At 46.4% G+C, this 23,133-nt stretch carries 20 protein-coding genes; 10 read left to right on the top strand and 10 right to left on the bottom strand.

What is annotated here, in order from left to right:
• Positions 1-31: 31 nt before the first annotated feature.
• Together H7T88_RS24770 and H7T88_RS24765 are read left to right on the top strand one after the other, a co-directional pair.
• A complete protein-coding gene (locus tag H7T88_RS24770) occupies positions 32-625 on the top strand; it encodes a DUF5317 domain-containing protein (protein ID WP_221790920.1) in 594 nt (197 codons plus the stop codon).
• A gap of 381 nt (positions 626-1,006) precedes the next feature.
• Complete coding sequence (locus H7T88_RS24765; protein WP_221790918.1) at positions 1,007-2,839, top strand: bifunctional diguanylate cyclase/phosphohydrolase; 1,833 nt, start codon at positions 1,007-1,009, stop codon at positions 2,837-2,839.
• Positions 2,840-2,950: 111 nt separating this feature from the next.
• Here H7T88_RS24765 and H7T88_RS24760 read toward each other — a convergent pair whose 3' ends face one another.
• Entirely contained in the window at positions 2,951-3,139 is a 189-nt protein-coding gene (locus H7T88_RS24760; RefSeq protein WP_090918827.1) for a hypothetical protein, read from the bottom strand.
• Positions 3,140-3,458: 319 nt separating this feature from the next.
• Between H7T88_RS24760 and H7T88_RS24755 the strand changes: the two genes are divergently transcribed.
• From H7T88_RS24755 to H7T88_RS24740, 4 genes are all read left to right on the top strand, one after another.
• Positions 3,459-4,289, top strand: a complete 831-nt coding sequence (locus H7T88_RS24755) for a sensor histidine kinase (RefSeq protein WP_154959998.1) — start codon at positions 3,459-3,461, stop codon at positions 4,287-4,289.
• Positions 4,289-4,945 (top strand): response regulator, encoded by a 657-nt coding sequence (locus H7T88_RS24750; RefSeq protein ID WP_090918831.1) that lies wholly within the window; start codon positions 4,289-4,291, stop codon positions 4,943-4,945. The genes H7T88_RS24755 and H7T88_RS24750 overlap by 1 nt, the downstream gene beginning before the upstream one ends.
• Before the next feature lie 253 nt (positions 4,946-5,198).
• Positions 5,199-6,911 (top strand): copper resistance protein CopC, encoded by a 1,713-nt coding sequence (locus H7T88_RS24745; RefSeq protein ID WP_221790915.1) that lies wholly within the window; start codon positions 5,199-5,201, stop codon positions 6,909-6,911.
• 79 nt (positions 6,912-6,990) lie between these two features.
• The gene (locus H7T88_RS24740) at positions 6,991-7,794 is read left to right on the top strand and encodes a YcnI family copper-binding membrane protein (protein ID WP_253498318.1); all 804 of its coding nucleotides are present in this window, start codon (positions 6,991-6,993) and stop codon (positions 7,792-7,794) included.
• 187 nt (positions 7,795-7,981) lie between these two features.
• Here the strand turns inward: H7T88_RS24740 and H7T88_RS24735 are convergent, their stop codons facing one another.
• From H7T88_RS24735 to H7T88_RS24700, 8 genes are all read right to left on the bottom strand, one after another.
• A complete protein-coding gene (locus H7T88_RS24735) occupies positions 7,982-8,254 on the bottom strand; it encodes a hypothetical protein (protein ID WP_090918837.1) in 273 nt (90 codons plus the stop codon).
• A gap of 75 nt (positions 8,255-8,329) precedes the next feature.
• Positions 8,330-9,667 (bottom strand): Tle-like phospholipase domain-containing protein, encoded by a 1,338-nt coding sequence (locus H7T88_RS24730; protein ID WP_186809805.1) that lies wholly within the window; start codon positions 9,665-9,667, stop codon positions 8,330-8,332.
• A 17-nt stretch (positions 9,668-9,684) separates the two neighbouring features.
• Positions 9,685-9,966: a hypothetical protein gene (locus H7T88_RS24725; RefSeq protein ID WP_154891455.1), complete on the bottom strand. Its 282-nt coding sequence runs from the start codon at positions 9,964-9,966 to the stop codon at positions 9,685-9,687.
• 408 nt (positions 9,967-10,374) lie between these two features.
• Positions 10,375-12,597 carry a peptidase domain-containing ABC transporter gene (locus tag H7T88_RS24720; protein ID WP_221790911.1) on the bottom strand — a complete coding sequence of 741 codons (2,223 nt, stop codon included), beginning with the start codon at positions 12,595-12,597 and terminating at the stop codon, positions 10,375-10,377.
• Positions 12,590-15,934, bottom strand: a complete 3,345-nt coding sequence (locus H7T88_RS24715; RefSeq protein WP_221790909.1) for a type 2 lanthipeptide synthetase LanM family protein — start codon at positions 15,932-15,934, stop codon at positions 12,590-12,592. Before H7T88_RS24715 ends, H7T88_RS24720 begins: the two co-directional genes overlap by 8 nt.
• Before the next feature lie 108 nt (positions 15,935-16,042).
• Entirely contained in the window at positions 16,043-16,225 is a 183-nt protein-coding gene (locus H7T88_RS24710) for a type A2 lanthipeptide (RefSeq protein ID WP_161556976.1), read from the bottom strand.
• Between the two features lie 276 nt (positions 16,226-16,501).
• A complete protein-coding gene (locus H7T88_RS24705; RefSeq protein ID WP_221790908.1) occupies positions 16,502-17,887 on the bottom strand; it encodes a sensor histidine kinase in 1,386 nt (461 codons plus the stop codon).
• Complete coding sequence (locus tag H7T88_RS24700) at positions 17,887-18,600, bottom strand: response regulator transcription factor (RefSeq protein ID WP_221790906.1); 714 nt, start codon at positions 18,598-18,600, stop codon at positions 17,887-17,889. The genes H7T88_RS24705 and H7T88_RS24700 overlap by 1 nt, the downstream gene beginning before the upstream one ends.
• A 158-nt stretch (positions 18,601-18,758) precedes the next feature.
• On the opposite strand from H7T88_RS24700, the gene H7T88_RS24695 reads away from it, so the two are divergent.
• From H7T88_RS24695 to H7T88_RS24680, 4 genes are read left to right on the top strand one after another with little or no spacing between them, the layout of a single operon-like run.
• Complete coding sequence (locus tag H7T88_RS24695) at positions 18,759-19,676, top strand: ABC transporter ATP-binding protein (RefSeq protein WP_090919037.1); 918 nt, start codon at positions 18,759-18,761, stop codon at positions 19,674-19,676.
• The gene (locus tag H7T88_RS24690; RefSeq protein ID WP_221790904.1) at positions 19,676-20,425 is read left to right on the top strand and encodes an ABC transporter permease; all 750 of its coding nucleotides are present in this window, start codon (positions 19,676-19,678) and stop codon (positions 20,423-20,425) included. The genes H7T88_RS24695 and H7T88_RS24690 overlap by 1 nt, the downstream gene beginning before the upstream one ends.
• Before the next feature lie 12 nt (positions 20,426-20,437).
• Positions 20,438-21,169, top strand: a complete 732-nt coding sequence (locus H7T88_RS24685; protein WP_221790903.1) for an ABC transporter permease — start codon at positions 20,438-20,440, stop codon at positions 21,167-21,169.
• Positions 21,170-21,194: 25 nt separating this feature from the next.
• Positions 21,195-21,551, top strand: a complete 357-nt coding sequence (locus H7T88_RS24680; protein WP_261771711.1) for a YxeA family protein — start codon at positions 21,195-21,197, stop codon at positions 21,549-21,551.
• A gap of 127 nt (positions 21,552-21,678) precedes the next feature.
• On the opposite strand, the gene H7T88_RS24675 is transcribed toward H7T88_RS24680, so the two are convergent.
• Positions 21,679-22,935 carry a DUF445 domain-containing protein gene (locus H7T88_RS24675; protein ID WP_221790901.1) on the bottom strand — a complete coding sequence of 419 codons (1,257 nt, stop codon included), beginning with the start codon at positions 22,933-22,935 and terminating at the stop codon, positions 21,679-21,681.
• Positions 22,936-23,133 lie beyond the last annotated feature (198 nt).

Raw genomic sequence — 23,133 nt, 5'->3', positions numbered from 1 at the left:
TTGCGCACGTCCGCAAGAACAGGGGTTAATCATGGTATACGACGGTATTCTGATCGGCTTGATTGTTGGTCTATTCAGGGGTGGGGTCCGCTATGGGCTCAACCAGTTTGCAACACTCCAGCTACGCGGCGGCTGGATCTTCCCTCTACTGTTACTCTTCCAGTTTGGCATTTTCTATATGCAGGAGCGGTTGAGCTGGGTAGCATCCATTAATGGTTATCTGTTTGTCGCTGTTTATATCACCGGCCTCATCTTTTTATGGCTCAACAGACATCATCGGGGGTTCACGCTGATCTGGATCGGGGTGTTTCTCAACTTCATCGTGATGGCTTTTAATGGTGGTCGCATGCCCGTCTCCGTTGAAGCTTCTGCTGTGCTCGGGCCTTATTATGTCGATCTGCTTCAGGAAGGCACCGCCGTATCCAAGCATTATATGATGGACGCATCAACCCATCTTGCCTTTCTCGGCGACATCATCCCGCTATCGAGTCCATACCCACGAACACAGGTCATCAGCATTGGTGATGTCGTGATGAATGTTGGCATATTCCTGTTTATCCAGTACATGATGGTGAATCGGGGCAAAGAAGATATATCGTCCGCAGAAACATATCAAGCCCAGTGAGAATTGGGTGAGCATCGGACCAGACTCCAAGGAAGGGAGGTCTTTTCCATGAAGAAATTCGAGGGTATTAAATATTCCCGCATTGTTATCAACGCCATCATCGTAGCGTCTGTCGTTGTAGCACTTACTTCGGGATACAAGCTTGGCGGTTAGGTTCTGCTGCCACACCAGACAAACAGGCTGCGAGCGGCCTGTTTTTTCTTGCTGGATTTTTGGAAGCGAACTTGTTATGTTAAAAAATATATAGTATATACCTATACAACAATAACCAATATAAATGCATCGAGCAGGAGTCTGTTATCTTTATAAGATGTCGTGATACTGCACCTTTCGTTTATACCTAACATCACGAGTTGACTAAATCCAAGCAGGAGATTTTCTATGAACTTTATTCGTAACCTTTTCCGCAAAGCAGATCGAAGCATGATGTATGTTGTTTTGCTTAGCTGCACCGGGGTTGGCGTTTTTATCTATATGAACCAGTGGTCTTATGTACATCTGACTACAACCGATTGGGTCATGGTTTATACCATGCTGGGAGCAGCGCTCATCCTCGACTATTTTACGTTCCAGATTCCCCCGAAGGGTAACCAGCAATCGATGGATTCCTCTGTGTATCTGGCCTGCATATTTATGTTTGGCGGGGCATTCAGCCTCTCGGTGTTGTTGCCGATTTCTATCATTTTATTAATTAAAGACCGCAAGCTTGCCTGGTGGAAACATGTTGTCAATTTCAGTATCTATAGTCTCATGATCACCGGAGCCGCCACTGTGTTCGAATGGACAGGTGGTCAGGTCGGAGCGATTGATAGTTACAACCTGATTCCATATGTTGCAGCGCTGGCTGCCTATTTTATTATTAATACCATTACGCTAGGATTGTTCTTTCATTTTTCAACCAAAGATGCATTACAGCAGATGAAACGGGCATTCGTAACCGAATCCCTCCTGGTCTACCTCTGTACACTTATTTTGGCGCTTGTGCTCACCATTCTGGTTGTACATAACGGTGTGCTTGGTCTATTTTTATATCTCAGCCTCAGCATCTTGTTATCTCATGCGTTCAAGCAACTGTTCATCATGTACCAGTCCATTGAAGAAAAGGCAAACTCGGATCAGCGTACAGGATTGTTCAACCATAGCTATTTCGAGAGCATGCTGGAAACGGAGCTAAACAAAGCTCGTACGCAAGGAACGCCCCTCTGTCTGGGATTGCTTGATATTGATGATTTCAAAAAATATAATGATCAGTTTGGTCACCTTCAAGGTGATAGTCTGCTGGCGTTGCTTGGGGATTTTCTCATTCGCAAAACCGAAGGCACATCCGTTACCGCTTTTCGATATGGTGGAGAAGAATTCACGTTGCTCATGCCAGGCATGGAACTCGATGAGTCTTACAGATTTATGAATAAGTTACGCAAACAGCTGAATGATACCCCCTTTGAAGGAGTAGAGGTATTACCGCATGGCTGTCTCTCTTTCTCTGCCGGAATTGCTGCATACCAAGTGGATATGTATAACAAGTCTCAACTGGTGGATCAGGCGGACAAAGCGCTTTACTACGCCAAAAAGCAAGGCAAAAACAACGTACATCGCTATGGTAGCAATGACGGTATGGAGCACGAGATTGATCTGGTTCAAGACGTCCGCGACATCGAGCAACAGCTGAACCTGTTTCAATACAAGGATATGGATACGTTCAAACATTCCAAACGGGTCTATAAATACGCGCTCGATATTAGCGAAGTGCTCAAACTAGACAATGCAGAAAAGCGGCGTTTCGTGCTTGGGGCGCTGATTCACGATATTGGCAAGCTGGAGATCCCCTGGTCTATATTGAACAAAAGAGAAAAGCTGACATGCGAGGAATGGGATACCATCAAGGGTCATGTGACTTGGGGCAAAAAAATGGTGATGACAAATGATCGCTTCGCCGATCTGATTCCGTATATTGAATTGCATCATGAGCGCTATGACGGCCATGGCTATCCTTACGGCCTGAAGGGTCATGAAATTCCTAAGCTGTGCCGGATGCTGACCGTGATCGATTCCTTTGATGCCATGACCACCGAGCGACCTTATCAGAAAACCAAAAATGTGGATGAGGCCATAGAGGAGTTGCGGGCATGTTCAGGTACGCAATTTGACCCGGAACTCGCGGAGTTGTTCATTCGGTATATCGAGAAACGAGCGGCTCATCAACTATTGCAGTAGTCTGATATATGCATAAACGCCAAAGCGCTATCCCATGAGGGATAGCGCCATTTTCATTTTTCATCGTGATGTGAAGTGTAATTTGATTCATCGAATGCATCAGGGGCCTGTTCAGTCTTGTGAAGACTCTTCGTTACTCATCGTATTCAGTTCATGCGAGGTCTGATGCAACTCTTTGATCATCTGTTGCAAAAACATGTTGTCTTGGCGACTGATCCCGTGCTGATTGTCTTGAACAAGCATCTGGTGAATGTTCTTCTTGAGCAATTCACTGCGACGTTCCAATACTTCTTGACTCATGTTGCTGCGTCACTCCTTAACATGTTTTGTAATGATTTTGCGTTCTATATAAGTATAGAGGACCTTCCCTCATAGCGAAAACGGGCAGAGCCCTCCTGAGCAGAGCACATCAACCCTCACCTAGCGTGACAGTATTTCACCCCTCTGTGTTCTTAGATATCCTTCTAAATACTCCATGATGCTCCCCCATTTCCTGTAAACAGCCCGGACTAGGGTCTTGGACAAGGTTGCGTTATAATGATCCCATTCCCCTCATTGTGGAAAAGGTACAACCTGCTACAGTATGATGTATCCAGCCCTTAAAAGGAGTTATGTATATATGTCCTATAAACAGATCAAATGGATGATCCTGCTAATTCCCACCATCACCGTGGGACTGTGGGAATATATTCGCCATCAGTTTCTGATGCCGTATCTATCGATGGATGCCGGAAACTGGTTGACACCTGTAATTGTATATCTTGTCAGCGTGACACTGCTAAGCCGTTTGTTCCTGATGTTAGAAGGGGCCCGAGCTGCCCTCGAACAAGAGCGAGCATCCAAAACGGCGCTTGAGGCGCGTGACCAGCTTGCCCGGGAACTGCATGACGGCATTTCACAATCGCTATTCCTGCTCTCGGTAAAGACCGACAAAGCAGGACGCAGTCTTGCAGGCACCAGCCATGAGCAGGATCTGCGCGAGATTCAAAAAACCGTGCACGAAGTCAATACATATGTAAGGCAAGCTATTGCTCAGTTGCGTTATGTACCTTCACCTGTTGCTGATCCTGAAGCCGTTGCTTTGCAAGCTCAGGTCGAATCCATCGTGAGTGATACCGTTCCAGAAGCAGATATAGAATGGAATCTGACCGAAGTTTCCTTCTCGGCCAAAGAGCAGGTAGAACTGCTTGCTTGTATTCGGGAAGCACTGCTTAACGTACGCAAACATGCCCATGCCACCAAAGTGGAAGTTTACACTAAAGGCAATGCCTCTAACTGGTCTGTTCATATCCGTGACAACGGTACTGGAATTCAAGGCGATCCGATGCTGTTTAAGGACCGGTACGGTTTACGAATCACAAAAGAACGAGCCGAGCAGATGGGGTGGACATTCCAGCTTGATTCGACACCAGGTAATACACAAATGATCATTGGAAAGGGGCAGACTTGATGGAACTGGTACGTGTACTGGTTGTTGACGATCACGCACATGCGCGTGAGGCGATATGCACCATTTTATCCGAAGATAGCCTGTTTGAAGTCATTGGCACAGCCAAAAATGGGCAGGAAGCGATTGAGCTAACCGAACATTGGATGCCTGACCTGATTTTGATGGATGTGCAGATGCCCGATATGGATGGACTCGAAGCAACAAGGCAGATTAAACTGCGTTTCCCATACGTCATGATCGTAATGGTCACCGTATCGGATGATGTCACTTACCTCTTTGAAGCATTGAAACAAGGAGCCCAAGGTTATCTACGCAAAAATTTATCTCCTTCCACTTGGCTGGAATACCTTCGCGCCATTGTTAGTGACGATGCACCGCTGAGCAAGGAGCTAGCATACCGAATATTGCAGGAGTTTCCCGCTCCTCGCAGCGAGGATGTGCAAGAGAATCCGTTAACCGCTCGCGAATTGGAGATACTGCAATGGGTATCTGCCGGGTACACCAATCGTGAAATAGCCGAACAGCTCGGCATCTCGGATCAGACCGTCAAGAATCATCTGAAGAACATTCTGCAGAAGCTACAGCTGGAGAACCGGGTGCAGCTCACTCGCTACGCATTAGAGAGCGGGCTTGCCGGGCGCAAGCCTCGTAAATAGAACATGTTTCAGAGCGAATAGAATAGGGAAGTCTACCACAAAACGATTTACTTCTGATATGCGTTATGTAATAGCACCACTTATAAATGTGCATCATTTCAAGCATTTGTCACAAATATGCAGTAATCCATGATTTTTTATAGCCCTATGTAGTCATACGCCTTCATTTTGGACAAAGTTATAATGGTATAGATTATGTGTGAACGACGAATTATGGATAATTGTAAATCTATAACCCAAGGGTGATGATTTTTTGAGAGTAAGAAGCTTAACCCTGCATTGGAGCAAACGTCACTGGGCGCTGCTCACCAGTCTGTTACTGGTGTTCTGTCTGGTGATGCCGCAATGGGCATCTGCTCATGCTTATATCGTGAAGGCGTCTCCTGAAGAAAATGAACTGCTCGTTACTGCACCGCAGCGGCTGACGTTGGAGTTTAATGAATCATTGCAGACGGCCTTTTATGATATTAAAATTACCGGACCTGACGGAAATCAAGCGGACAATGGTGACGTACAGATTGACTCAGAACGCCCGCACATTCTGGAAACGGGTCTGAAGCCTGGCCTTGCTGACGGGACATATCTCGTCAATTGGAAGGCCGTATCCGCCGATGGTCATCCAATCTCTGGAGCGTATGTGTTCCATATCGGTGAGCCTACCGGAGCACCTGCCGGATTGAAGGATCTGGCATCCGGTTCGGGTGCCACCGGTGGCCCATTAAAATGGATCGTGTCATTCACGGACTGGATTCAATATCTCGGTCTGTCCGTCATTCTGGGTACGCTCGCCTTCCTGCTACTCCGAATTGCCCCAGCTTCCCTGCTACGGGAACCGATGGAGGCACCGGGTAGCTACAAATTGCTCTGGATCAGCTATGCTGCTGCTTCCTTTGCCGCACTAATAAGCCTTCCGCTGAACACACTCTATGAGTCAGGTGTCAATCTCGGCGAATTCAGTTGGGCCTTATTAGGCAGTGCGCTCAAACTGACCTCCTTCGGTCAGATCTGGATGTTACAGATGCTGATTGCCATGTTGCTTGCAGTCACACTACTGTCCGGTTATGATCTGGATCGATCCCTGCGCGTGCGAATCTGGTCCTCATACGGATCATTGGTGCTGGTTCTAGGCTGGCTGCTTACCCATGCTATGACGGGGCATCCTGCTGCCGCAGAGCAACGTGTGCTTGCTGTAGCCATGGACTTTGTACATCTTGCCGCTGCTGCATTCTGGATCGGGGCTCTCACCGCTATGGCAGTGTGTCTGCCTGCACTCACCAATCGATTGCCTGCAAAATTGCGAGGCGAAGTCTACTGGGCAGCGATAAGGAGATTTACCGTTTGGGGTATCGGTGCTGTAGCCGTTTTGATCGCTACGGGTATCTATGGCAGTCTGGTCATCCTGCCCGCACCGCTACTGAACTCTTTATTCACAACAGCATATGGCCTGGTTCTGATCGGTAAAATTCTGCTACTTATCGTGATGATCGGTTTCGCGCTGATACATGCCAATCGAGCAAGAGCCGCTACAGGTAAGCAGTTGTCTGGCAGTCTAAAGGCTGAACTGGTTACAGGTGCCATCATTCTTGCGCTCGCGGCTGTACTGACACATCTGTCTCCAGGTCAGCCAGCACCCGTCGGTCCTTATAAGGGCACACAAACGACAGATGATGGCTCCGTGATAACACTCCAGGTAAGCCCAAACGTAGTGGGAGAAAATCAGTTCGAAGTCAGCATAAAGCGAGCGGATGGCAGTATCGTCAAAGATCTCGAACAGGTGACGTTGTCTCTGATCCATCTGGATATGGATATGGGTATCTATGAGATCACCATTCCGAAGAACGATACGGGCGTATACAAGGCGGAGGACTACATCTCTATGCCGGGCAAGTGGAGTATCCAAGTCCACGCGTTAACTCGGTCACTTGATGCCCTCGATGCCGAGTTCAAGATTGAGGCAGCAAAGTAGTAAACAACGAAACCATTTTTAAAAGAGTGAAGTGTATTTAACAACGATTGCATAAGAAAGAATGAGAGGGGTTATCATTTTGAAAAAGACATCATGGGTATCCAAATTAACATCTGCTATGGCAACAGGTGCAGCAGCATTCCTGCTGTTCTCCGGTTTGGCCAGCGCTCACGTCACGGTAAATCCGTCCGTCGCACAAACGAGTGCATGGCAGACATATACGATTAAAATACCGTCTGAGAAAGAGTTGCCAACAACTAAAATCACACTCAAAATTCCAGAGGGTGTTGCATTTAAGCAATATCAGCCACTGTCTGGATGGAAGATCACAACTGAGAAAAATGATTCTAAAGAAGTAACCTCGATCACTTGGGAGATTGATGGAGATAACCAAGGGATTCTGGCTGGACAGTTCCAACAGTTTAACTTTGTTGCACAGAACCCAAAGACAGAAACAGAAGTGGCATGGGATGCCTTCCAATATTACAGTGATGGCAGCATTGTAGAGTGGACAGGCCAGCCGGGGGCAAACTCTCCTCACAGCATCACAACCATCAGCGAAGATCCGGCAGCTGCCGGTAATGCCGCAACAGGCGGCGACCACCATAGTGCAGGTGGAGCAAGTAATGGGCATGACAGTGCAGGTACTGCTGGCACCGCGACAGGTGACAAAGCTTCTGACACTGCGACTGATGGCAAAAAAGGAAATGATGACACCACTCTCGGCGATGCTCTCTCCGATACGGTAACAGGTCAACCGAACAACACAGATTCCGATGCAGGTACGTTGAAGCTACAACAAGCAACGTTAATCGTATCGATTCTGGCTCTGATCATGTCCTTCCTGGGCATCGCACTGGCTACTCGCCGCAAAAAACGTTAATCTGCAGTTCTCTTACCCGGGGTCACCCGAGGAGATCATTGTAAAAAGATGCAAAAAGGAGTTTGCAGCATATACGGGGTTATCCCGTTTGCTACAAACTCCTTTTTTGGTTAACTCATATCTAGAATCCTGATGACTTGCCGTGCACGCTACATGCGCCATCCGCAATATGGCACACCGTTGCATATTAACGTTGCTGATCCGTTTGAATCATAAATTCAATATACTGGATCAGACTTTTCTTCTGCATCTCGATGGATTGGATACGCTTGGCGAGACCTGCGAAAAATTCTTCAATCTGTTGCCTCGTATGATCCGCAGATTGTCCTTTCCAATCGTTCAGACGGCTGTACAGCGCCCTTGCCTCCTGCTCATCCGCTTGCATGCGAACCAGTAGCTGTGACAGCTCTTTTTCCGCAATCCGCAGGTCATTCAATTCCACCAGCAATTGTCCGCTCATCCTTGGTTCCCTCCCCCTCAGTGCACGTTCTCACCTTGAATACTCAATGCTATCTCTCCAGCCTGTCATTTATAACTAGTTAAAATGTACCGGACTCTCATCCGCTTGCCGGAAAGCCTCCGCCTTTTCCTCAATAAAGTTCAGGAACTGGCTCGTATGCTTCATATGCCATGTGCTCAGCTCCTGGATAGACGCATCCAAGTGAGTCACAATGGGCTCCAGTCTGCGGCTACGGCTTGTATGTAAATACTGAGCCATACGTGTCCGCACCTGATTCAACTCGGCATTGCACTGCTGGGCATTTTGTTTCCAGCGGGAAGCCACACTTTTCAGTTCCTCCGGGGTAACCTGGATTAGACCAGATCCCAGCGCCGCAGCCGCTCCTCTGCCGGCACCGCCTCTCAGCCCCATCGGACCTACCGCTTTGCTCAGCGGTCCCAGATTCTCCATAAGTCGTGGCGAATAACGAACCCGCTCACCCGTGATCGGATCATACAACTCGTTGGAAATGTAACCATTTTTGAAGTTATACTGATCCAGGCTGTGGTAGTTTTCTCCGCCAAATGTATTCTTGATTTTATCAATCAGACTTACACCATTATTGGCATCTGCGTAATTCGAATCAATATAATACGTAGAACCTACATGACGATCATATCCGCCTAACGTTCCGCTAGCGACCAGATCGCCCGGACTCGCATAGTTCGTTACTTGCCCATCCAACTCGCCGGCCTCAACCCGCCGACGCATCTCAGGAGTCAGGTTGCCCATTACTGAAGGTGCACTGAATGTAACCGCAGGAAGACCTGTATAAGCGGAAGCATACTGCGCATCCCCACCTCCGAGAGAATGTCCTGTCAGAGAGAAATTCAGATCGCCATACTTTTCTTTCATATGGTTCGCATAATCTTCCGACTGATACATCTGGTTAGCCCAGCCCGTAGGCGAATAGGTCTTTTCGATATCCTTTACGCGATCGCCCGTCCAGTTTTGTACATCTCTTACCCTGTCGCCAGCCCAGTTCTCCACTTTGGAAATACCTGTGGAATCTTTGATATTCTGAACGCCTCTATCGAGCCAATCCGGTGTCAGGTTGTCTACAAATTGTGCCGTGTCTTGTTGCCCTTTGCGGATCAACTCTCCGCCCCCGATGCGTGCATCCATCACGAAATCAGGCACCGAGCGGTCCAGAGAGGCACTCCCCTCGGTTCCCCGATAGGCAATGACTGCCTCCTTGGTCTCCGGATTATAAAACGTTACGGCATCGAAGCCGGAAAATTTATTGCTCTCTGTGCCCTCCAGTACTTGCCAGCCGGGAAGCTCCGTCAGACGGTCACCTGCCTTTTGATCCTGATAGGCTAACTCCGATAAGGTTTTGTACGTTTCATCATCAATGTTCCTGCCGTTACTCAATCACTGCACCTCCCCTTTTATTTGGCGTATGGATCATGTCCTTTAGCTTTAATGACTTCCTCGAGCTCGGGACTAATCACGAGATTTTTGGTGATTTTTTTCTTGTAATCGTACGATATGCCAAAGGTCTGATCGTCATGATCCTTCACATGCCCCTTCAGTCCGATCTGCGACATCGCCATCTCTGGCAGCAGTTCCTTGCTCGTAACGACCACATCCAGTTCAAACTTTTCTTTGAAGTGCTGCACCACAACCTTCTCAGCTTCCTGGTACAACGCCTGTTTTTCACTCTCTGTCATCTTCTGACACCCTCCCAGCAATATAGTGAACACCATCATCAGTGCGAATGAACTTCTCATCCATTTTGTGCGCGGAATAGCAATTCCCCCTTTTGGCTCAAACCTGTGTAAGTAAAGAGCGCCCCCTTCACCTGTTACATGCATCATAGTACAAAATCAACATAAGACACATCCGCTCACAGGAGCGTTTTCCTGAAACTTTTCTCCTAGTTGATTCATGCCTATATTTGGGTGTATATTACCCGCTTCTAAGACTGCTGTACCATTTAGGCCCTAACTTTTTCCATATAAAAATAAAAAAAACTTTCTTCCGGACACCGGCTGGTGTCAAAAAGAAAGCTTGATTATAAATGACACACCTCTTATCCAGGCCCAGCGAAGCAGAGACACCCTCATAAATAACATGCTCTATCCATATTGTCTGAGCTGGGCCTCGTTCAGCTGCTCTCCTACGAGTCTCTGATACGCGTTACACCTTGTAACCAGCTCTTCATGTGTTCCCGCATCGACAAGTTCTCCCTGATCCAGCACATAGATCGTGTCGGCATTTCGAATTGTGCTCAGCCTGTGAGCAATAATAATTTGCGTACATTTCAACATGCTTAAGTTCCCGGCAATCGTAGATTCCGTTAACGTATCCAGTGCACTGGTTGCTTCATCCAAAAGCAGAATTTTGGGCCTGCTCACAAGCGCCCGCGCAAGAGCTACCCGTTGTTTCTGTCCCCCGGACAGATTAGAGCCTGCCTCCGAAATTAACGTGTTATATTTCATCGGCATGCGTTCGATATCTGCATGAATATCGGCAAGTTTTGCAGCAAACATCACCTCTTCTGCAGTTGCTTCTTCCGCATGCAGCTTGATGTTATCGTAAACGGTATTGTTAAACACGAAGTTATCCTGAAGAACGATGCTGACTTGATCACGAATATGTTGAGGATCTAATTCCTCCGCATGAATGCCATCGAAATAAATATTTCCTTGTGTAGGGGTGTACAACCCCACTAGCAATTTAGCGAGAGTACTTTTACCAGAGCCTGATCTGCCAACGAGAGCCACCTTCTGTCCTGCTTTAATGGTCATACTAATGTCATTAAGCACAGGACTACTGTACTCCGTATATTTGAAGCTCACATGGTCAATCGTAATATCACCCTGAAGCTCGGCAACATGCACCATCTCCGTTGGTTTCTTCTGAAAAGACCGACCCTTTTCTGCCAAAATCACATCATAAATCCGATCCAGCAACGCATCCGCCATTACGAACTCATTCAGCATCAAGGCAAGTGAATTAAGCGGCCCCAAAAAAAGTGCAGCCAGAGACTGGAATGAAACAAGCATACCTAACGTCATGTTGCCCTGCATAATCTGGTACAAACCCACGAGCAAAATGAGCATCGGTGTCATAAAATTCAAAGTATTGGTTATCGTGTTAACTCGAGTTTGAAAAATAGCCTTTTCCTTCACCGTGGCAAGCTGGCGTTTGAATAACTCCCGCCATTTTTCTTCCGTGCGCTGCTCGATACCTAGAGATTTAATTGTTGAAATCCCTTCTAACACTTCGGTCATAAAAGATCCTGCCAAGCTCTGAGCTACAATCTGAGTTTGCGTCAGTTTTTTGAACCTGCTGCGCGTGTATACAAAAATAAGAACCTGTGTTATTCCTATACCTAGCAACGTGAACGCAATGATGCGTGATTGAATGACAATGTAGGTAAACGTCACCACAATTAAAAATAAATTGATGAACGTGGAAATCATTTTTTGCGACAAAATTTCCCGGATGGTAACATTGCTGTTGACTCGCATCATCAGATCTCCGCGAGAGCGAATCTCAAAATATTGATACGGGAGCTTCAACATGTGGGACACAAAACTGGTGGTTAACTGCGAATCCAGCACTTCCTGAAGGCGCACGATACACATATCCTTCACATATCCAAAACCGATCTGAAACAAGGTTAACAAGGCCACACTGGTGATCAACACGGGAAAAATGGAGTATCCCTCATTGCCCGTTACCGCATCAATCGAAACCTGCATCAGGAACGGAAAAAGCACCGATACAAGCTGTAATCCCAGGGCAAGCAATACGGCCCATACAAAATACTTTTTGTTGCTGCGAATCAAATCTTTGAAATACGCTACTTTACTCATCTTTTTTTCTGAAAAAGGGACAAACCCCTCATCCGGGTATACCAGCAGAAAAATACCTGAATATTTCTCTTCGAACTCCTGTTTAGTGATCGTCATTCTCCCCATGGCAGGATCAACAATGGTATATAACTTACCAGCCTTAATCTCCTCAAGCACAATAAAATGTCGTTGCTCCCAGAAACAGATGACCGGCAAGAAATCATTACTGAGTGAAGGCACAGGTGCCTTTTTGGCTACACCTTTCAGATGGTAGGTTTCGGCTACCTCCTTCATTTTCAACATGGAACTTCCGTCACGACCGCTCCCCAGCATGGCAAATCGTTCCTTCAGATCGGTAAAATCGGCTTCATAGCCGTAGTACGCAAGCAACATATGCAAACAACTGGGCCCGCAGTCGTATTGATTCATTTGCAATTTAACAGGAATTTTTCGCTGTGCCTTGCCACGCAGACGGCTAAATACTGAACGTTTAGGCATAATGCTGTCCCGGTTCAGATGACGGCTCTGCCGTATACTCCTGCTGTCTGGTAAAAGCCATCTCCACTCTATCCTGCTGCGTGACCTGCTCTACATCCTTCAGTTCATGACTTACCGGCCCTTCCATCATAAGTACCGAAGGCAGTGTCCGATTATACAACCGCAGTAACTGGTATCCGATTCCGGCCAGCCCCAGCATAAGTCCTGGTATTTGTTGACGACTCGGAATGCCGCATCTCCAGTGACCGTTATCCTCTCTAACCTTGGTCATGATATAATCAGCCATTTGATAAGCGTATGCTTCTAACGTTTCATCCTGCCAATAGTCGGCTGCGAGCAAGATCAGCTCCAAATTCCCCATATCTCCGTGACATAGTGAATAACTGACTTCTGTGAAACCATCTTCCATGGTCTTGGTCACCGCTCGGCGAATGTCTTTTTCCAGCACATCTATAGGCCCGCGGAAGCTTAATTCCTGTGCTGTTCCTACCCGGGCAATACCCAAACCGGGTGCACCATTACACCAATACATGACATAATGTTCTTCCGACATATTGCCATCCGTGAACCGGAGATCCTTCCAGTTATTCACCTCGGAACTGTAGATCGATTCCTCATATTTAATTCCTTCCAAACAAGCTTCAAAATAAGGTTCGTGACCTGTAACACGGTACAGATGGGCAAGACTCAGACATATGCCTGCGTTTCCATGTGCAATGCCGCTAAGGGGCACTTTATTGATCGCCGATGTCACCCATGCCAAGCCTTGTTCCATCGGCCCAGCCAGCTTAAGCAGACGATCTGCGCATCTTGTAGCTATGTCCAGTGCCTTAGGCAGGTGGAACATCGTATACAAATCCACGCATGCCATTAATGTGCCTGCACAACCTGAGATGACATCCAGCCGCTCATCTTCCTCGATCATCTCATCCAGTATATCCAGCAGTTCGAGCAGTTCCGGGTGAACATCCTGCTGGGAGTATACCTTCGCTTTATGCACTAACAAATAGAGAAGTGATCCGTAACCTGTAAACAAAGAGATATTTCTGTCCATGTTTTTGCGAATCATCTCCCAGGCCGTCTGGATACAAAAATCGACCATCTCTGTATACTTCCCGTCACCTGTCTCTTGACCTAGATAAAGATAGAAATAAGCGATGCCCGTGACCCCATTGTATAGACCCAGTTCCGAGGATTTATAGATTAGTTTCTCGTCCGCGTCCATGCCCATGCTGATCCAGGATACGGTGCTACCCTCATCTCCCGTAATAGCGATATCCTTAATATAATCACCAATTCTTACGGCTTCACGTAAATAATCGGCTCGGGTCGTGGAGATTGGATGCCCATTCAACGCCTCTGGCCTTACACGCTCTGTACTCTTCTCCATAGCGAATGAGCGCTCCAGTACATACTTCGTTTGCAGTGTGCGTTCCGTAAATTCCCACTGCATATCCATATCATCTTCATTCATGGCCCGAACCTTCGTCTCCGTCTGGGTCAAGATATCCGAGTCATATACACCTTCAATGGCTTCATTATCCGAATGATGAAACAGCACCTTCTCACCAATCAACGTTTTGAACATAGGTACATCTCCGTGCAACAGATCATGGCATTCATAGCTGACCAGTTTCTCACGGTTACGATCCTGCCGGACGATGGCCCACATCATGTCAAACAGCAGGCTTTTGTCCAGCCCATTGCGTAAATATTTAGGATGGGAGCTGGCTTCGATTAATGTAAAATAGGTCACCGTCGGCCGAACGATCGTCCGCACAGCACATCCATGAAAATGGTGGCGTACCGCCATGATGAAACGGTCTTTTTGCTCCATGATGGAACGATAAGTGCGATAAAACCCTTCTTTCAAACGATGAATATGGCGTTCGGGTTGTATCGGCGATTGATTGTAAGAAGGCAGGTGACTGAACCGACTTACAGCAATCTTGCTTCGTTTGATCCTCATCATATCTGTGTTTTTATCGTGAACCTCGTAGGTATTGAGAATCTGTTCCACATCTCCGGCAAGCCCGCTCAGATCGCTATGATACAAGGCGTTGGAGTCCAGCGTAGGGAGCATGCTTGTTTTTAATACGGAATCATTCAATATCGAAAGGGTCTTCTCCAGTGCCGTATATTGCTCCTTCTCATCCATATACTTGAAGGGTTGATTGTGCAGCAAAGACTCCAGATCAACGAAGAACGGATGCTCTCCTTGGGCAACGATATTTTCCATGTGCATATCCGTTGCGTTTAATGCATATAGAATCGCTAAATATTGTCCCTGTCTCTCAAAAAAGCGTTCTGCCTCTTCGTGAAGGGTTACTTCCTCGTAAGAAATATATTGCTGCCAGCCATACTCGGAACGGTCCAGCGTTTTGGTAATCCGGAAAGGCAATCCAATCTCCTGTTCATTAAACCACTGTAGTATACCAGCAAATGCAGTATCAATTGCCATGTCTCTCGGCTTGTACATGACATTAACGTCCCCGGTAAATTTCAACCGCAGCACGCTGGCTCCGCCATTATGGGAATCTCCCAGAAATACGATATCCTCCAGCCTGTCCAGTGTAAAATCAAACAAAGATTCCAGTTCATGACGGTCGGCCGTCAATCGCTCCAGAACCCGAATCATATTCTGATTGATCCGCAACGTGTGCTCGGCAATGCCTCGGGCAAGAACCGGATATTCCAGTAACAGGTTGAGAATTTGTTCTCTGGACTGAATTTTCTCGCTTACAAAATGCAAATACCTCTGCCGGGAATCTTCACCTATCAACTCCTCCTGGAGCCGAGCTTTATTTAGTTCATAGATGAGTGTCTTCGCAGACAAGTGAAACACTTTATCCGAGACAGTCTTCAGTACAAGCCCGATGACACGGCGCCGATCCAGCCACTCATATCCTTCTGACAGACCTTCTGTCATGATCTGAATAGATCGTTGCAGAAAAGGTTGTGAAAATTCAAAAAAAGGGATTTCCTCTGTATTGCCCTCGATGAAATATGTAATATCCTCATGCTCATTCTCAAGAAACGTTTTCCGAAGCTCCTGATGCCAGCCCATATCTGTAAACGCGTACTGGAAACCTGGAGTTTGAAATAGACTATTCACCTTATTCATTTCCATAGATTCAGCCTGGAATCGATCCGCTAATTGCTCTTGATCCTGAAAGAACTGATCCAGCCACAACTTCATTCTTACATCGTTTGAGGATAGTGCGGCTCCATGAGCGGAAGGCTCGGCAGCAACTCCAGGTTCAAACTGCTTGTATTTCTCTGTCAAATATAAAGCATCACCCCAGCGGGAGTTATTCAACTGCTCCTGTATGCTCATCGTTTTCTCTCCCTTTCTAATCAATGGTTGTAAACAGGAAAACGCCATATAAATACTTCAAGCACATAACTGAGATCAGCTATGTGCTTGAAGAAAATCGAAGCAGAATTAACAACAAGTCAACCAGGAAGAAGGTGAAACAGAATTATAATGGCACTCATGGCTCACTGTGCAAAATACACCGCCGCTTTTCTTATCCTCAATTGCGGCTAACGCCCCTGTAACCACCATCAGTTCATCATCACTGATGTCCTCGATTGCTGCTAATGCTTCGAGATTGAATTGTTTCATTGAAAAAACCTCCATTCAATTTTTTGTATATGTATAGCTTAAATAAGCTAAACACCGGAGTTCATTCAAACAAAACATATATTTACATTAAATATAAAATATGTAATCTATTTCTAGCTTCACTCTATCACACTTTGCTAGATTTTGTAAATCCTCATTTTCCCTCATCTGGATTATCTAAAAAAATAAAATAATTCATATTTTAAAATTTTAATATCTATATTACGTTGTTATGCGCACACATTTGTAAAAAACCTGTCCTTAGACAGGTGAATTCTATACCACTACAGGTAGTTCCAATACCGCACGAAGCCCTCCTTGGCTGTTACACTGGAGCAGAAGCTTACCCCGATGGGCATGAGCAATCCGCGATACCATTGGAAGTCCTAGACCATGTCCATGACGTGGAGGTCTTATGCGACCTGCCGTATAAGGAAGAACCAGCACATCATGCAGATCTTCCTCGGGAATTCCCTTCCCATCATCGGAGACTATGAACTGTGCGTAACCACTTCGCACATCACGCTTGATCATCAATTCGATTGCACACCCCTCTGGATTATGTCTAATGCTGTTCTGCACCAGATTGGTTACCGCTCGGTATAACAATCGTTCATCCCCTTGCACATACAGACTTTCGTCTTGAACATTCAACGCTATCGGATAACGCTCGTCCAGCCCATTATTTAAAAAATCAGATGCAACTTGCCTTGCCAGAACAGACAACCGAATGGATCTCATCTGTAGGGGCTGCATTTCATACTCCAGCATGGATACCAGATTCAAATCACTGACGAGCGATCGCAGACGCTCCCCCTGACGCCGAATAATGGATGCCTGTTGCTTTTGCTCGGTTGTTAGATCCACTTGCTCCTCCAGTTCACTGGCATATCCCAAAATCATGGATAATGGCGTCCGTATATCATGCGATATCCCTGATATCCAGTTGGATCGTGCCTCATCCCTTGCCTTTAGCGCATCATTTTTCTCCTGTAACATATGGGAGGTCGAGTTGATGCTTTCAGACAAATCATTGAATATGCCCTTGGTTTCAACCTGCACCGACTCTCCTTTAGCAAGTGCATGAATGCCATCGATCAACGGGCGAATGCTTCGTATGACACGGGTTCCGATTAGCAATGAGATAAGTAGTGCAAGTGCCACATTACATATCAATAACAGTACAATCCTGACCGGTAGGGACTTGAGCCAATCCGCCAAAAAATCGAACTGGTATTTTCCATACGTATTTTTGGGATACCCCAACACCAAAAGTCCATCTTCCCGTTCCCACACATATACCGGGTACTCTTTAAGATAGTATCGGGAAAATTTAGCAACATCGGTCACACTGTAAGTAAGGGGGATTTCTGCTGGAAGACGCTCACTCCACTGCACCCTGCCCTCCTGATTCAAAAGCATCGCCCAGGCTTGATGTTCAGCGAGAATCTCCATCCCTTTACTTTGTAATGTGTACTCCCCCTGCTCGCTCTTGCTCAAACTGCCTGCGACCTGTTTGACAACCGCACTGGGGGAAGGTCCTTCGTGAATTTCCTTGAAGATCAATGAACCCAGCAATACGAGATTAAATAAAAGCAGTACAACAGATACAAGAATCGTAGAGCCGACAAATCTTCTTAGAATACGAACCAAACCATCCATTATCGAGTCTCCTGAGTCATCAGTTTATAACCGAGCCCACGGACGGTTATCAGAAACAATGGTTTAGACGGGTCCTCTTCGATTTTCTCCCGAATCCGCCGAACATGAACCATTAGGGTATTCTCATAGCCGTAACTCTCATCTCCCCAAACGGCCTGACATAGTGCATCACTGGTTACAATCCGGTTCTGATTCTCATAAAGTTTGACCAGTATAGCGTGCTCCTTGGCTGTCAGTGGAAGTTCTGTTCCCTCTCCATAAACGACAGCGCTTTCCAAATCAATGGTTAATCCACCTAGACGAAATACAGGCAATCTCTCTATCGTATTGGAAGCGTATACCCTTTTCAAAATGCCCATGAGCCGAAGAATCAGCTCTCTTGGAAGAAAAGGTTTGACCATATAATCATCTGCTCCCAAACCTAAACCGAGTAAACGATCCTCATCCTCCCCTCGCGCTGACAAAAATAGCACAGGCATGTCCGAGAAGGAACGAATAGAAGACAACAAGGAGAATCCGTCTCCATCTGGCAACATGATATCCAGGATAGCTGCATCCGGCTTCTCTATTCTGCACATCGCCAGAGCATGGGCCACATTACCTGCGGTATAGACTCTGAAAAAGCCCTCCTTACGCAAAAAGCGTTCGATCATCTCACGGATTTCCGGTTCATCATCTACAATCAGTATTTTCTTGTTTTTCATTATGTCCATTCGTATCACCCTTTTCATTATACATCAGGACATGAATATAAGCCTATATTTTCCAATTCTATTTAAGGTAAATGTAAGGTTATCTTCAGCCAAGAGCAAGACGTCTGATCTATATTGAACTTAACAGAGATCACCGTGAAATGGAGATGAAATCAATGATAAATACTTCCCCCATTGTCGAAACGCATAATCTGTCCAAATCATACGGCGGTATGAATCGTGTGCATCAAGTGAATTTGTCGGTTGAGAAGGGGCAGATTTTTGGATTTCTAGGCCCGAACGGAGCAGGAAAAACGACCACGTTAAAAATGTTGCTGGGGTTGATCAAACCTAGTGAAGGTACGGTCAAGGTCTTTGGGAAAGATTTGACCACACATCGACCCGCCATTCTGAGCCAAACCGGTTCATTGATTGAATCCCCTTCGTATTATGGTCACTTGACCGGTCTTGAAAATATGAAGGTGATGCAACGGCTACGAAATGTACCAAGCAAAAATATCGATGAAGCCTTAAAAATTGTAAGACTGGAAAATCAGAAACATAAACAGGCCGATCAGTATTCACTCGGTATGAAACAACGGCTGGGCATTGCCATGGCTTTACTTGCTTTTCCCAACTTGCTTGTTCTGGATGAACCTACGAATGGGCTTGACCCTGCCGGTATCGGTGAAATCAGAGAATTGATCAAGTCCCTGCCTGGTCAATACGGCATCACCGTGCTGCTCTCCAGCCATTTGTTATCCGAGATCGAACAGATCGCAACCTCCGTGGGCATTATCAGTGATGGCAAATTGTTGTTTCAAGGTACCATGCAAAGTCTTCAGGCTAATAATCAGGCCACGATCCGTTTCCAGACCTCCGAGCCGGCAAAAGCAGAAAAGCTTCTACTAACTCATGGCTACATGCCACAAGTTCACGGAAATCAGCTCATATTGAAGTATCTTCGCGACGAAGAAGTATCGAAGCTGAATAAAGCGCTTGTGGAACAGAGTATTCCGGTCACTCGCATTGAGGAGCACAAAAAGAGTCTGGAAGACATTTTCCTTGATCTGACTGGAAAGGAGAGAAGCCTGTAATGAAAGCTCTATCTCTGGAGTATTACAAAATCCGGCGCAAAAAGATTTGGATCATGATTACCCTGTTCCTTGCTGCAGAGATGATCTGGGCCGCCATGTCCATGAGCATATCGATCTCTCGAAGCGCGAGTAATGCCAGCTGGGAAGCACTCATTTTCAGCATCGCTTCGATGAATGGTCTGTTTCTGCCGATTATATCGGCGATCGTGGTGTCCCGCATCTGCGATATGGAGCATAAGGGGAACACTTGGAAGATGTTAATGACAACCAATACGGGACGGAATCATGTGTACACCGCCAAATATATCTGTGCAAATAGTCTGATCCTGTATGGCATCATAGCGCAGGCCATTTTTATCGTGGCCTTTGGTCTATCCAAAAATATTTCCGGTTCCATTCCACTCTCCCTGCTTGTGCAATTTGTTGTTGGGACGTTATTAACTACACTTGCCATTACAGCACTACAGCAATGGTTGTCGCTGACCGTCCGCAATCAGGCGTTTGCTTTGTGTCTGGGCATGCTGGGAGGATTCATTGGAACCACATCCGGTTTGTTCCCAGCCGCCATTCGTCACTTGTTTATCTGGTCTTATTATCTGGATTTGAATCCGGTCACTTACATTTACAGCGCCTCTTCAGGAACCTATGTATCTGGAATGTTGCCTGTCGGCCTATTGTTAGCGGCCCTGTGCATGACGATCATCTTCTATCTTGCTGGCAATTTTCATGCCTCGAGACAAGAAATCTAAGGAGGGAACTATATGCTGAGGAGTATCTCTGCCGAATGGCTTAAACTTCGGCGTTCCCGGATCGGTCTGGTACTGGCAATCCTGCCTATTATCAGCCTGCTTATCGGATGTTTTAACTTTTATTTTAACCAGGCCGCTTTACAAAATGGGTGGTTCAGCTTGTGGACACAGGTCAGTTTATTTTACGGGGAATTCTTCCTGCCTATTCTAATCGCCATCTGTTGTGCCTTTGTATGCCGTCTGGAGCATAGCAACCGCAACTGGAACATGGTTCTGGCTTCGCCGTTAAGTGTCACCAGTCTGTTTGTTGCCAAATTGGTCATTGTTGGCCTGTTGATCTTTTTCGCCCAAGCCTTTTTCATGCTGATGTATTGGGCTGCGGGCAAGATGTTCAACATTCCGGGCGAGTTTCCAGCGGAAATTCTGGTCTGGAGCCTACGAGGGTGGTTTGCTTCTCTTTCCATCGCTTCACTTCAACTTGGGTTATCCATTCGGATACGCAGCTTTGCTACACCTATTGGTATCAGCCTTTGCGCAGTTTTTTTTGGATTAGGCATGTATGTATTGAAGATTGGCATGTTATTCCCGTTTTCCCTGCTCACGATCGGTATGGGTGTGCTTAGTCAGAAGGGACTGACTACCTCAGAGAATATGGTATTTCTATTTATGAACAGCTTGTTCATTCTTCTATTTGCCATCTGGTCGATTCGCCGCTTGAAATACAAAGATATTGCAGCATCCTGAATTCCAATCTGTAAAGGAGTGCACTATGATGAAAAAATCACTCGGTATTCTCGCATTAGTACTTGTGATTCTGACCTGCCTGTGGCTTATATTCATGGACCCGGCTAAACTGACACCTGATAATCCGGCAGGCAAAACAACCTATTATACGGTCGTGAATCAGACTGAAGTAAACAAGGACGAAAATGGACGATACAGCTACAAACTAGTCGGTTATACGGATGAGGGAAAATCCAAAACATTAAACTTTTCTACAGGAAAATTACTTAAAAGTGGTGCATATTTGAAGCTCTATGTAGCCGCAATACGTGGTGTAACGCACTGGGAAGAAGTGACGGCAGATGAACTGCCCGCACAAGCAAAGCAGCTAACTTCCAAATAATCCACCTCTCATCCCAAGCTAGCAACAAGATAACAAACCACATCATTACGATAACACTAAAAAAGAGCCTGCTCTACACACGAGCGGCTCTTCTTGCTGGCCAGCCAGATCGGCCCGGCCTTCTCTTTTATTCAAGTACCATCCGTAGCGCGGTCAGTAAGACCCCGATAATAAATCCGGTCACCGCACCGTTGATCCGAATCCATTGCAGATCCTGACCTACTTTATCTTCAATCAGCGAGATGAGTGAAGCATTATCCATTTTATCTACATTTTCGCGCACGAGATTCCCGATTTTGGAGTGATTTTTCTCCAGCAGTGTGGTGACACCTTCTACAATCTTGCCATTCATGTTTGTCATTAACGTATCATCTGCACGCAGATCAGCCAAAACCTTCTCTATTGCAGGCAGTGCATACGTATCCACATAACGACCATCCTCCATCGCCACTAGTGCTTTATCCCGCATCTCGATGAGCTTGTTCAGCACGGTTTCCTCAGCATTCCAGCCATCCAGCAGATTATTCTTCCACCCGTTAAGGCCATCCTGCACAGCTTCACTCACCGCAATACGCATGGCCTGTGTACGAAGCATATCCAGCACTTTGTAACGCAGCGCACTGCCTTCCCGTTTCATATCCTCTACCCGGTCAAAGAGATATCCTTGAATAATGCCGCCCAGACGGTCTTCATTCAAATAACCCATGAACGCATTCATCGCAAACTGCATGAGTCCATTCATCTGGATACCACTAATAGCTTTCATGCCACTTTCACCCAGGAACAGAATCGTTTCCGGTTTGACCAGCCACTCCTCTGCCTGTTTCAACGCATAATCTAGAGCCTGAGCATCATACCCTCGCTCTGTTACCTGTACAGCGGCCCGTTCGAGAATCGGCCCCAAGTCAAACGCTCCGGCCTGTGACTTGATCTCTTTGGCTACAATCGGAGCGATCTGCTCTAGCGGAAGCCCGGCCAAAATACGTTTGCACAACGTATCAATCATGGTTTTGATCCCGTCACTATGCAGCTCCCGGCCCAATGTATCCAGCACAATCTCAGCTGCTTTGAAGCCAGCAATTTTCTCCGTAATGCTGTCCTTGTTGAGCAGATTATTCTCGACAGCGGAGACCAAACCTTCCGTCATCTTATCCCGGTTCTTCGGCAGTAACGCCGTATGGGGAATCGGAATACCTAGCGGATGACGGAATAACGCAGTTACTGCGAACCAGTCCGCAAGTCCACCCACGAGTCCTGCTTCAAACGAACCAACCAGCAGTTTACCTACCGGCACCCCCTGGAATGGCAATGATGCTGCGAAACCTGCTCCCATAATGACGAGAGACCAGGCTGCTGCCGTTTTGGTTTTTTTAGGTTTAGCCATGATTAATTTGCTCCTTTATTGTTAATCGCGCGAGCTCGACTTGTCATACAAGATCACTACGCTTGATTGACTTTGATTATGTAAAAGCATACGGACTCTACGTTTGAATCCATTTCTCTAAACGCTATCCTCTCAGGATTATAATGAAGGATCTATAAAATACAATTCGTTCTTTTTTCGTATACTTCATCTTATCAC

The sequence above is a fragment of the Paenibacillus cucumis (ex Kampfer et al. 2016) genome, from assembly GCF_019748695.1.
Taxonomy (GTDB): domain Bacteria; phylum Bacillota; class Bacilli; order Paenibacillales; family Paenibacillaceae; genus Paenibacillus; species Paenibacillus polysaccharolyticus.
The sequence above is the reverse complement of the archived record's forward strand: the minus strand, read 5'-3'. Positions and strand labels throughout refer to the sequence as shown.